This window comes from Actinoplanes sp. NPDC051851 (assembly GCF_040681165.1).
Classification (GTDB): domain Bacteria; phylum Actinomycetota; class Actinomycetes; order Mycobacteriales; family Micromonosporaceae; genus Actinoplanes.
This window is the reverse complement of the sequence record NZ_JBFAYF010000028.1, coordinates 89,177-100,414: the sequence shown is the minus strand read 5'-3', so window position 1 is coordinate 100,414 and position 11,238 is coordinate 89,177. Positions and strand designations below refer to the sequence as shown.

Here is an 11,238-nt window from a genome sequence, read left to right as displayed (position 1 = left end):
TCGCCGGGCGGCTCTGCCACGACCCGGCCCGCGGCGCCGTCCAAGACCCACTTCGCGCGGGGGTCCCCGATCCGGTAACCGGGGATGTGCCGGGACAGATCTGCCGGTACCGTCGGCGGGGCGCCGCCGTACCACCGCACTTTTCGGCGCCCGCCGTCCGTGGGCGCGCTCGCGACGGGAGTGGTTGACCATGGACCCGACGTCCAGCCCCGACAACACCCGGCCCTCGCCCGGCCTCGCCCGCTTCTGGCAGGTCCGGCCGGAGCCCGGCAGACCGGAGATCAACGGACCGGAGACCCCGGTGCAGGGAGGCGGGCCGGGGCTCGAGGTACAGGGAGACGGGCCGGAGAGCACGGTGCGGGGAGAGACGCAGGGGAAGCCGGAGCACGAGGTCCCGGAGGCCCGCCCGCCCGCCGCGGCCGAGAGTGGGGCCGAGATGGTCGCCCTCGGGTCGCGCCGGGTCGTCGAGCCGCTGGAGGTCCCCTTCCCGCCGCTCCCCACCGACCTGCTGACCGGTTCGTCGCTCGCCTTCGGCCGTCCGGTGCCGGTGTTCACCCCGGTCGCCTCGGCGGACCGGAACTCCGGCGGGCCGCCCGGGCCGTCCGGCAGAGGCCCGGAGCCGGACGACCCGTTCGGGCTCAACCGGGCCGCCGCCCAGGGCCGGGCCGACCGGCCCGGCCCGCACCCGCCCCGTATCCGGAGCAGCGATTCTGATCACTCGGACCGTTCGGACCTCCGGCCCGACTTGCCAGGGGACGTAGAGTCCCATGAGCCCGAAACCGGTCCGGCCTCCTTCGGGGGGTTCCGGCTCGGTGGCAACGGGCGGTTCCTCTTCGGCGGTCGTGGCCCCTCGAACCCGCAATCCGGGATCAACGGCCGGGCCGCCGTGGTGGGACCTGCGGATACCGAGGCCGCCGAGCCTCACCTCGCCGGCCCACCCGCCGGTGCGGAAACGCCCGGCGGGGACGCCGACGGCGCGCAGCCGGCGGAACAGCCGGTGGCCGCGCAGGAGGCCGCCGACGCGGCGGGACCACCCGACGAGAACGGACGTGACGACATGAACGGACGGGCAGTGGCGCCCGGGTACGCGCAGGCCGGCGACCCGCCCGGCCTCGACGAGACCCCGGCCGGCGCCCAGGAGGCCCGCGACGAGACCCCGGAGCGGCCGGAGGGCCTGCTCCCCTCGGCCGGCCTGCTCCCCTCGGCCGGATGGCCCACGGTCGCGGTCCCGGTCCTCGGCACCCCGCCGACCTCGGGCGTACCGGCCGGGCCGGTCTCCGGCGGGCCGATCGCGCCGATCTCGCCCGGGTTCGCGCCGAACCCGTACGTCGCCTCCGACTTCACCCCGGACCACCCGGCCGGCACCATGGACCCGGTCTCCGGCCTTCCCGAGCAGCAGGTCCCGGTCGCCGCCGAGGAGCCGGTGGCCGTCACGCCCGCCCCGGCGCCCGCCGACCCGGCCGGTTCCGCACCGATCTCGCCGGCCGCACCCTTCTCCCCCGCCGCGCCGCACTCTCCGGCCGGACCGCACTCGCCCGCCGGACCGTTCTCCGCCGCGGCGCCGCCGACCGGCACCGCGCAGGTCCCGTTCCCGCCGATGCCGCCGCTGCCCGGCGTGCAGATCCCGGGCAGCCGCCCGCCGCTCGAGCAGCCGGTGGCGCCGGAGACCGGCTTCGCGTTCGGCTCGCTGGCCGCGACCGGCTACAGCCTGGGCCGCGCGCCCGACGCGTTCGGAGTCGCCTCGGTCAGCCCGCAGAACGGCACCGGGCTCCCCGCTCTGCCGGAGTTCACCCCGTTCCCGACCTCGGGCGGCGCCACCGTGACCGGTCCGGCCGAGGCCGGCGTCACCGAGCTCACCGTCGGCAACCGGCTGGGCCTGGACACCGGGGAGATCCTGCGACCGGCGGCGATCCGCCGGTCGGCCAGCCTGGAGGACGCCGAGCCGGTCCGCCGCCCGGGTGGCCGCGCCACCGTGCCGGCCGAGCCGGAGTTCGCCGAGGACGAGGAGATCGCGCACCGCACGGTCTGGGACGAGGACGCCGCCCGGCACTTCCGGGCCGCCTGGCACGAGGTGAAGGCGGAGTTCGTCGACGACCCGGTGACCGCGCTGACCCGCGCGCACGACCTGCTCACCGACGCGGTGAACGAGCTCACCGAGGTGCTGCTGGCGGAGCGGGACGACCTGGACCCGCTGCGCGGCACGGACACGCCGGACACCGAGAGCATGCGGATGGCCATGCGCGGGTACCGGGAGTTCCTGGAGCGGATCCTCTCCCTGTAAAGAGCTTCATCCATACGGAAAGGCGGGCAGCCCCGGCACGGGCTGCCCGCCTTTCTCATGTGCTCTGCCCACCGCGGCACCGGAGGGCAGGGCAGCGGGGTTCCATCGCCGACGGCGGCAGAAGGAGGCGACGGAACCCCGGGCTCAGGGGAGCGATCAGGCGGCGCACCGCCGGCAGAGGATCGGGTGCAGCAGGTGGGCCAGGTCGTGGCGGTCGGCGACCGGCCGCGGGAAGGCCAGGCGGGCGCTGCGGCCGCCCATCCGGACCAGGAAGCCGTAGCGGTCCAGGCGTACCACCCGGGGGTCGTCGTCCGGGCGGGCGGCCTTGCCGAGCTGGCGGCGCACGTAGTCGCTCATCTCCGCCGTGTGGTGGTCGGCCAGGTCCGCGATCAGGTCGAACTCGACGGCGCGCAGCGGGTCCGGGCTGGCCTCGGCGTAGTCGTCCGGGTCGATCTCGACGAGGCACTCGTTGCGCTCGTAGCGCACCTCGGCCACGTCCATCCGGTAGAGCGCCTGCCCGCTGCCCACGTCGAGCAGGTCGCCGCAGGCGTCGGTCTCGGCGTAGTCGAGCGCGGCGGCCCGGGCCTCGTCACCGTCGAGCCGGCTCGCCCACCCGGAGACCCAGACCCGGCCCAGCGACGGCGAGGAGGCCATCGGCGGGACGTCCCGGATGTCGAGGACCAGCGCGGTGTCGTCGTTGCCCGGCTGTGGTTTCAGCGCGGTCGCGAGCGTTCCCTCGGCCGGTACGAGGAGCAGCGGCCGCCCCTGCGCGTCGGTCACATGCCTGATCGGAATCGGTCCCGGGTGGCAGGCGATGTGCGAGACGGCGGGCAGGTGACCGGCGGCGAGGGTACGCGCGATCTCGGCGGGACTGGGTTGCATGACGAGCACCTCCGGGCACCGGTTAGGCTTACCTAAGTTAGGCAAGGCTAACCGTAACAGGAGATCCGCGTTGAACAACTCTCGACCCAAAGCCAAGCTCTCCAGGGCGCTCGGCATCCCGCTGACCCGCAAGTGCGTGAAGTACTTCGAGCGGCGGCCGTTCCCGCCGGGCGTGCACGGCCGTGGCCGGCGCAAGAGCTCGGACTACCAGGTCCGTCTGCTGGAGAAGCAGCGTCTGCGGCACCAGTACAACATCAGCGAAGTCCAGATGCAGGCCGCGTACGACGCCGCCCACAAGGCCGAGGGCAAGACCGGCGAGACCATGGTCACGCTGCTGGAGCGCCGCCTCGACGCGACGGTGTTCCGGGCCGGTCTGGCCCGCACCATCTACCAGGCCCGCCAGCTGGTGGTGCACGGTCACTTCACGGTCGACGGCAAGAAGGTGGACCGGCCGGGCTACAAGCTCAAGCCGGGCCAGGTCGTCGAGGTCCGCGAGTCGAGCCGGGCGAAGCCGCCGTTCCAGATCGCGGCGACCGGCGCGCACATCGACGGCCCGACCGCGCCGTACCTGTCCACCGTGCTCGAGGAGCTGCGGACCACCGTGGTCCGGAACCCACAGCGCTCGGAGATCCCGGTCCTCTGTGACGAGCAGCTCGTCGTGGAGTACTACGCCCGGTAATCCCGGTAATCCCGGGAAGCTCGTGCATCGCTGAGATGGCGGGCCGCTCGCCGCGGTCTTCCCGTACGGGGAGGCCGCGGGGAGCGACACACCATCTCACCGGCCGCGGCGAACCGCCGCATCATGGCTGGTCAGCGGGTTTGTTCAAGCCAGCTGGCGTAGAGCTTCGCGTAGATCGAATCCGGCTCGGCGACCAGCCGGGAATGCGGGCCGCGTTGCACGACGCGGCCCGCGTCCACCACGATCACCTCGTCGGCGGACTCGGCGGTGGAGAGCCGGTGCGCGATCGCCACCGTGGTCCGGCCGCGGGTGACCAGGTCGAGGGCGTGTTGCAGGCGCACCTCGGTGGCCGGGTCCACCGCGCTGGTCGCCTCGTCCAGCACCAGCAGGTCCGGGTCCGCGACGTACGCCCGGACCAGCGCGACCAGCTGCCGCTCCCCCACGCTGAGCGCCTCCCCGCGCTCGCCCACCGGGGTCTCCAGGCCCTCCGGCAGACCGGCGAGCCAGTCCGCCAGACCCAGCTCGGCGAAGGCCGCCCGCAGTTGCTCCTCGGTGAGCGACGGCTCGGCGAAGCGCACGTTCTCGGCGATCGTCGCGTCGAAGAGGAAGCCGTCCTGCGGCACCATGACGACCCGCGAACGCAGTGATGAGAATCGGACATCGGTGAGCGGCACCCCGCCGAGTAGGACCTCGCCCTCCGCCGGGTCCATCAGCCGGGTCAGCAGCTTCGCGAACGTCGTCTTGCCGCTGCCGGTCTCGCCGACCACGGCGAACTTCTTCCTGGCGTCCAGCGTCAGATCCACGTCCGAGAGCACGAGAGGGCCGCCCGGGTAGCGGAACGAGACGTCGCGGAACTCCACCGAGAGCGGGCCGTCGGGCAGCGCGACGCCCCGGTCGTCCGGGTCGGCGACGTCCGGCAGCACGTCGAGGACGTCCAGGATGCGGCGCCAGCCGGCCACCGCGTTCTGCGCGTCGTTGAGCATGTCGGTGGCGATCTGCACCGGCTGGATGAAGAGCGTGACCAGGAAGAGGAACGCGGTGAGCCGCCCCACGGTCAGGTCGCCGTCCACCCCGAGCAGCGTGCCCACCACCACGACGCCGGCGAGGGCCAGCCCGGCACCGATCTCGCCGCTGGAGAAACTCGTCACACTGGTCCGGAGAGCCGTCTGCTGCGCCTCCCGGAGTCCTTCGATCGCGTCGTCCAACCTCTTCTCGGTACGACCGGAGACCCCGTACGCCCGGATCACGGAGGCGCCCACCACGCTCTCCGCGATCGCGCCGAGCATCACGCCGGTGCGCTCCCGGGACGCCTTGTAGACCGCCGCCAGCCGCTTCTGGAAGAGCCGGATCACCCCGACCGCCGGACCGAAAGCGATCAGCGTCACGAGCGCAAGCTGCCAGGAGTAGACGAACATCACCACCGACGAGACGATCAGCTGCCCGGACGCGAGCAGCAGCTGCATGCCGCCGGTCTGCAGGAACTGGGAGATCTGGTCGACGTCGCCGGTCACCCGGGAGACCATCGAGCCACGCCGCTCGGACTGCTGGTGCAGCATCGAGAGGTCGTGGATGTGCCGGAACGTCCGGGTCCGCAGGGCGCCGAGCGCGGTCTCGCTGACCGTGAAGAGCCGCCGGGTCATCAGGTATCCGCAGAACGTGGAGACCACCAGCGCGGCCAGCGTGATCATCACCACCTGCACGACCACGCCGAGGTCGGGACCGCCGGGCGCGTTCACCCCGTGGTCGAGGCCCTGCTGGACCGCGATCGGCACCGCCACACGGCCGGACATCTGCAGGACGGCCAGCACGATCGTGCCGCCCAGCCCGGTGCGCAGCTCCGGCGAGAGCGCGAGACCGCGCCGGACCGTGGCCAGGGTGCCCTCGCTGCTCACTGCTCCGCCTTCTCGTACGCCGTGACCAGTTCCCGGTACCCGGGCTGGGCGTTCATCAGCTCGGTGTGCGTGCCGGTCGCCACCACCCGGCCGCGTTCCAGGTAGACCACCTCGTCGGCGAGCGCGATGGTGGCCCGCCGGTACGCCACCACCAGGATCGACGCGGCCGAGTCCGGTCCGCGCAGCGCGCCCAGGATGGCCGCCTCGACCCGCGGGTCGACCGCGCTGGTCGCATCGTCCAGCACCAGCAGCCGGGGCCGGCCGGCCAGCGCCCGGGCCAGCGTGATCCGCTGCCGCTGCCCGCCGGAGAGCGAGGTGCCCCGCTCGCCGACCGGCGTGTCCAGCCCGTGCGGCAGCCCGCCGACGAACGTCCCGGCCTGGGCCAGGTCGATCGCCGTGCGGACCGCTGCGTCGTCCACGCCCGGCCGGTCCAGCGCGACGTTGCCGCGCACCGTGTCGTCGAAGACGAACGGGATCTGCGGTACGAGCGCGGCGGCACCCGCCAGCGCCGCGAGCGACAGGTCGGGCAGCTTCACCCCGTCCACGCCGACCGTGCCGGACTCCGGGTCGACCAGTCGGACGGCGAGTGAGGCGATGGTGGACTTGCCGGAGCCGGTCGCGCCGACCAGGGCCACCGTGCGGCCCGCCGGGACGGTGAAGCTGACGTCGTGCAGGACGCGGGGGCCGTCGAGGTAGCGGTGACTCACCCGGTCGAAGCGGAGCTCGGCAGCACCGGTGCCGTCCAGCGCGGAGTTGCCGTACGCCAGATCGCCCTCCGCCGCGAGGACGGCCTGGACCCGGTCCCATCCGGCGACGCTGCGCGGCAGCTCGGCGACCACCCAGCCGATCGCGCGCACCGGGAAGGCCAGCACGGTGAAGAGGAACGCCACGCTGACCAGCTCGTCCACGCCGATCGCGCCGCTGCGCAGCCGCCACGCGCCGAGCAGCAGGACCGCGAGGGTGCCGAGGCTGGGCAGCGCGTCCATCAGCGGGTCGAAGAGACCGCGCAGCCGGCCCACCGCGATCAGCGCGTCACGCAGCTCGGTGACGAAGACGCCGAACCGCCGCGACTCGTCCGCCTCCCTGCCCATCGTCTTGACCACCAGGGCGCCGTCGAAGCTCTCGTGCGCCACCGCGCTGACCTTGGCCCGCATCCGCTGTGCCCGGATCTGCCGCGGCGACATCCGGCGCGAGTAGACGAAGTTGAGCAGGAAGAGCGAGGGGAAGACGGTGACGCCGACCATCGCGAGCACCCAGTCGGTGAGGAAGAGCGAGACCAGCGCGGCGACGATCATCACGATGGTGCCGACCGCGAACGGCAGCGGCGCGATCGGTACCCAGGCGGCCTCCACGTCCGAGCTGGCGTTGGAGAGCAGCTCCCCGGTGGCGTGCCGCTGGTGCCAGGCGGGCGGCAGCGCGAGGTAGCGCCGGGTGACCGCGCGACGGTACCGCGCCTGCATCCGGAACTGCATGAAACCGGCGCCGAGGCGACGGCCGAAGATGCTCGCCACCCGCAGGCCGCTGATGCCCAGGAAGACCACGGCGATCAGGGCCAGCTCGGCGGCGCTCACCCGATGCTCGGTGAGGGCCGGCACCACGATACGGCCGGTGACCGCGCCGACGAGGTAGGAGTTCGCAATGATCAGCAGCCCGAAGAGACTGCTGCCGATCACTCCGTAGGTGAAGAGGCGCGGCTCCAGGCGGATCGCGTGGCCAAGCACTCGCAGACCCCGTCCGAGCACGTCACGGCTGGTACTGCTCCGCATTTCCTACCTGACTGGTAAGCGTTGACCGGTAGTTCCGGCCTTACCGATCCCATCCTGCCGAACGAGACGGCGACACCCCAGTCGTTTACATTGTGGCCACGATTACACCGAACCTCCAGCGACTATCATCGACCGATGAACGAGTATGCCCGCCAGGAGCGGCGGCTTCTCGCCGACCTCCTGCTCAGCGAGGGGCCGGACGCACCGACGCTCTGCACCGGCTGGACCACCCGTGACCTGGCCGCCCACCTCGTCACCCGGGACCGCCGGCCGGACGCGGCGCTCGGCATGGTCGTGCCGGCCCTGGCGGACTTCGGCGAGCGGGTGCGCCGGGAACGCGGCGCCCTGCCCTACCCGGAGCTGATCCGGCAGGTGCGCACGCCGCCCGCCTGGAGCCCGGTGAGCAACGCGCTGACCGACGGCCTGGTGAACACCATGGAGTTCTTCATCCACCACGAGGACGTACGCCGGGCCCGGCCGGGCTGGGAGCCGCGTCCCCTGGAGGCCGGGCAGCAGGCCGCGCTCTGGCGCACCGTCAAGCTCACCTCCCGGGTCGCGCTGCGCCGGCTCGGCATCGCCGGCGAGGTGGCCGCGGCCGGCTTCCCGCCGATCCGCACCGGGCCCGCCCCGCAGGTACGGATCACCGCCGACGTGGGCGAGCTGGCGCTGTACTTCTCCGGACGGCAGCGCGCCGCCCGGGTGACCGTGGAGGGCGACCCGGCTCTCGTCGAGCGGCTGAGCCTCTGATCGGCCCACCCAACCGGGCCCGGATTGGCACAGGGAGCGGCCGGATCCGCTCATAACTTGTGAGCGTGACTCGTCTCTCCGTATCCCAGGGGGCCGCGCTCTCCACCGGCGCCGTGCTCGGCACCGGTCTGATCGCCCTGCCGGCGCTGGCCGCCGCGGCCGCCGGTCCCGCCGCGCTGGTCGCCTGGCTCGCCCTCATCCTGCTCTCCGCGCCGCTGGCCTGGACCTTCGCCGCGCTCGGCGCCCGTTTCCCGGACGGCGGCGGGGTGGCCACCTACGCCGGGCGGGCGTTCGGCCCGCGGGTCGCGGCCGCGGTCGGCTGGTGCTTCTACTTCGCGGTGCCGCTCGGCACCCCGGTCGCCACCGGCTTCACCGGCGGGTACGCGGCGGCCGTGGCCGGTGGCGGCCGTACCACCGAGCTGGTCACGTTCCTGCTGGTCACCGCGGTGGCCTTCGCGATGAACTGGTTCGGTCTGCGGGTCTCCGGACGGGTCCAGCTCGTGCTCACCGGGGTGCTGACCGCCCTGCTCGTGGTCGCCGTGCTGGCCGCGCTGCCGCACGTGGACCCGGGCAACCTGACCCCGTTCGCGCCGCACGGCTGGGCCGGGATCGGCGCCGCGACGGCCCTGCTGGTCTGGGCCTTCGCCGGCTGGGAGGCGCTCTCCTCGCTCTCCCACGAGTACCGGAACCCGCGCCGCGACGTACCCCGGGCCACGCTCATCGCGGTCGCCCTGGTCGGCGTCCTCTACCTGGCCGTCGCCGGGGTGAGCGTGCTGGTCCTGGGCCCGGCGCTGGCGGAGAGCCGGGCGCCGCTCGCCGACCTGCTCGCCGTCGGGCTGGGCGGGCCGGCCCGGCAGATCACCGCGGTGATCGCGATCGTGCTCACCCTCGGCGCGGTGAACGCGTACTACGCCGGGGTCAGCCGGCTCGGGGCGGCGCTGGCCCGGGACGGTGCGCTGCCGTCCCGGGTGTTCGGGGGCCGGCGCCGCTCCCTGGCCTTCATCTTCCTCGCCAGCGTGGGCTGCGCGCTGCTGCCGATCGGGCTGCACACCTCGACGCTGCTGGTCACCGGCTGCTTCACGCTGGTCTACGTGATCGGGACGGCGTCCGCGCTGCGCCTGCTCCCGCGTGGCTGGCCGAAACTGATCGCCGGCACCGCGTTCGTCGCGGTACTGGGACTGCTCTGGCTGAACGGGTGGCCGTCGCTGCTCAGCCTGGGATTCGCCGCGGGGGCGCTGGCCTACCAGGCGCTACAGCAGCGCCGTCAGCGTGGCCAGGCCCTCGTCGAGCAGGTCCGGGTCGACCGCTCCGAAGCCGATGACCAGGCCGTCGACGTCCGTACCGTATGACCGCAGGTCCTCGACGGCCACGCCGGCCGCCCGCGCACCGGCCAGGATCCGGGCCGGTGCCGGGCCGCCCGGGCGCAGCAGCGCGGTGACGTGCAGCCCGGCCGCCGAGGGCAGCAGCTCCAGCCGGGGCTGCCCGGCCAGCGCGGCGACGATCCGGGCGTGCCGGTCCGCGTACGCCCGCCGCGCCCGCCGTACGTGCCGGGCCAGCTGCCCCTCGTCGATGAAGCGGGCCAGCGCCGCCTGGATCGCGGCCGGGCCGTACCCGTCGGAGAGCTGGCGGGCCGCGACCAGCGCCGGGCGCAGTCCGGGCGGGGCGAGCACGAAGCCGGTCCGCATCGCGGGCAGCATGCTCTTGGAGAACGTGCCGACGTAGAGCACCCGGTCCCACCGGTCCAGCGAGCGCAACGGGTCCAGCGGCCGCGCCGAGAAGCGGAACTCGCTGTCGTAGTCGTCCTCGACGATCGCGGCCGGGCGGCGCCGGGCCCAGTCCAGCAGCTCGCGGCGGCGGCCCGCGCTCATCGCCCGGCCCAGCGGGAACTGGTGCGACGGCGTCACGTAGACCACCCGGGCGTGCCCGGGCAGCGCCGACACCACCAGGCCCTCCTCGTCGACCGGCACGCCCACCACCCGCGCGCCGAGCGAGGCGAAGAGCCGCCGGGCGGGCGGGTAGCCGGGCTGCTCCACCGCGGCCACGTCGCCGGGCTTGAGCAGCACCCGGCCGATCAGGTCGACCGCGTGCTGGGCGCCGTTGGTGACCACCACCTCGTCCGGCCCGGCCCGCAGTCCGCGCGAGTGGCCCAGGTAGCGGGCGATCGCGGCGCGCAGCGCGGGATGGCCGGAGGGTTCCGGGTAGGTGCCCGGCCCGTTCGCGCGCAGCCGCAGCTCGGCGGCGACCAGCCGGCGCCAGGTGTCGAACGGGAAGAGCCGGGCGTCCGGGATGCCGCTGCGGAGGTCGACGCGGGGCGCGGGCCTCTCGCCGCTCGACGGCTCGGGCGTGAACGACCAGTCGGCACGCGGCCGCAGCGGATCCGGCGCGACACCGGAACGCCGGTCCGGCGGGGCGCTGAAGGCCACGTACGTGCCGGCGCCGACCCGGGCGGTCAGGTGCCCCTCGGCGGCCAGCCGCTCGTACGCGACGGCCACGCTGCCCCGGGAGACGCCCAGGTCAGCGGCGAGCGTACGGCTGGCGGGCAGCCGGTGCCCGGCGGGCAGCCGGCCGTCGGTGATCGCCGCGCGCAGCGCCCGGTACACCGCCGCGCTCGTCCCGCCGGGGCCGCCGGCGATCTCGATGACCAGGTCCACGGCATCACGGTATAGACAATCCGGTATACCCGGTGACACCCGGTCACGCTTACGCTCACACAGAGCGTCCACATCGACCGGAGGGAAGAAGATGGTGATCCGACGTGGCGGATTCCCGGCGACCGCCGTACTGGCAGTAGTTCTCGGGGGAGGCCTGGCCGCGGGCCTGGGTGCGAGCGTGACCACGCTCGCCGACGAGGAGACGACCGATCCGGGCGTGTCCCTGCTGATCGAGGACCCGGGCGTGTCCGTCTCCCTGCTGACCGAGGACCCCGGCGTGTCCCTTCTCAACCCCATCGCCGCCTGACGACCGCGGTGGCCGGCCCCGGCGGGCCGGTCA

At 73.9% G+C, this 11,238-nt stretch carries 9 protein-coding genes; 5 read left to right on the top strand and 4 right to left on the bottom strand.

The annotated features are described in order from the left end of the window. Positions 1 to 190 precede the first annotated feature (190 nt). Positions 191 to 2,281 carry a hypothetical protein gene (locus tag AB0M08_RS25550; RefSeq protein WP_364497939.1) on the top strand — a complete coding sequence of 697 codons (2,091 nt, stop codon included), beginning with the start codon at positions 191 to 193 and terminating at the stop codon, positions 2,279 to 2,281. 156 nt (positions 2,282 to 2,437) lie between these two features. Here the strand turns inward: AB0M08_RS25550 and AB0M08_RS25545 are convergent, their stop codons facing one another. Next, positions 2,438 to 3,163 carry a DUF2470 domain-containing protein gene (locus tag AB0M08_RS25545; protein WP_364497936.1) on the bottom strand — a complete coding sequence of 242 codons (726 nt, stop codon included), beginning with the start codon at positions 3,161 to 3,163 and terminating at the stop codon, positions 2,438 to 2,440. Between the two features lie 70 nt (positions 3,164 to 3,233). On the opposite strand from AB0M08_RS25545, the gene rpsD reads away from it, so the two are divergent. Beyond that, positions 3,234 to 3,842: a 30S ribosomal protein S4 gene (gene rpsD / locus AB0M08_RS25540; protein WP_364497933.1), complete on the top strand. Its 609-nt coding sequence runs from the start codon at positions 3,234 to 3,236 to the stop codon at positions 3,840 to 3,842. Positions 3,843 to 3,973: 131 nt separating this feature from the next. Here rpsD and AB0M08_RS25535 read toward each other — a convergent pair whose 3' ends face one another. Beyond that, the gene (locus tag AB0M08_RS25535; protein ID WP_364497930.1) at positions 3,974 to 5,734 is read right to left on the bottom strand and encodes an ABC transporter ATP-binding protein; all 1,761 of its coding nucleotides are present in this window, start codon (positions 5,732 to 5,734) and stop codon (positions 3,974 to 3,976) included. After that, complete coding sequence (locus AB0M08_RS25530) at positions 5,731 to 7,500, bottom strand: ABC transporter ATP-binding protein (protein ID WP_364497927.1); 1,770 nt, start codon at positions 7,498 to 7,500, stop codon at positions 5,731 to 5,733. Before AB0M08_RS25530 ends, AB0M08_RS25535 begins: the two co-directional genes overlap by 4 nt. Positions 7,501 to 7,635: 135 nt before the next feature. Between AB0M08_RS25530 and AB0M08_RS25525 the strand changes: the two genes are divergently transcribed. Both AB0M08_RS25525 and AB0M08_RS25520 read left to right on the top strand, forming a co-directional pair. Continuing rightward, the gene (locus tag AB0M08_RS25525; RefSeq protein ID WP_364497924.1) at positions 7,636 to 8,247 is read left to right on the top strand and encodes a TIGR03085 family metal-binding protein; all 612 of its coding nucleotides are present in this window, start codon (positions 7,636 to 7,638) and stop codon (positions 8,245 to 8,247) included. Between the two features lie 65 nt (positions 8,248 to 8,312). Next, positions 8,313 to 9,596 carry an amino acid permease gene (locus tag AB0M08_RS25520; protein WP_364497922.1) on the top strand — a complete coding sequence of 428 codons (1,284 nt, stop codon included), beginning with the start codon at positions 8,313 to 8,315 and terminating at the stop codon, positions 9,594 to 9,596. Here the strand turns inward: AB0M08_RS25520 and AB0M08_RS25515 are convergent. After that, positions 9,498 to 10,898 (bottom strand): PLP-dependent aminotransferase family protein, encoded by a 1,401-nt coding sequence (locus tag AB0M08_RS25515; RefSeq protein WP_364497919.1) that lies wholly within the window; start codon positions 10,896 to 10,898, stop codon positions 9,498 to 9,500. The two genes, AB0M08_RS25520 and AB0M08_RS25515, sit on opposite strands and share 99 nt — an antisense overlap. Before the next feature lie 91 nt (positions 10,899 to 10,989). On the opposite strand from AB0M08_RS25515, the gene AB0M08_RS25510 reads away from it, so the two are divergent. Beyond that, entirely contained in the window at positions 10,990 to 11,205 is a 216-nt protein-coding gene (locus AB0M08_RS25510) for a hypothetical protein (protein ID WP_364497917.1), read from the top strand. Positions 11,206 to 11,238: the final 33 nt, after the last annotated feature.

Coding starts and splice junctions, on each gene's coding strand:
- AB0M08_RS25550 (WP_364497939.1), top strand. CDS start 191: ATGGACCCGACGTCCAGCCCCGACAACACCCGGCCCTCGCCCGGCCTC.
- AB0M08_RS25545 (WP_364497936.1), bottom strand. CDS start 3,163: ATGCAACCCAGTCCCGCCGAGATCGCGCGTACCCTCGCCGCCGGTCAC.
- AB0M08_RS25530 (WP_364497927.1), bottom strand. CDS start 7,500: ATGCGGAGCAGTACCAGCCGTGACGTGCTCGGACGGGGTCTGCGAGTG.
- AB0M08_RS25525 (WP_364497924.1), top strand. CDS start 7,636: ATGAACGAGTATGCCCGCCAGGAGCGGCGGCTTCTCGCCGACCTCCTG.
- AB0M08_RS25510 (WP_364497917.1), top strand. CDS start 10,990: ATGGTGATCCGACGTGGCGGATTCCCGGCGACCGCCGTACTGGCAGTA.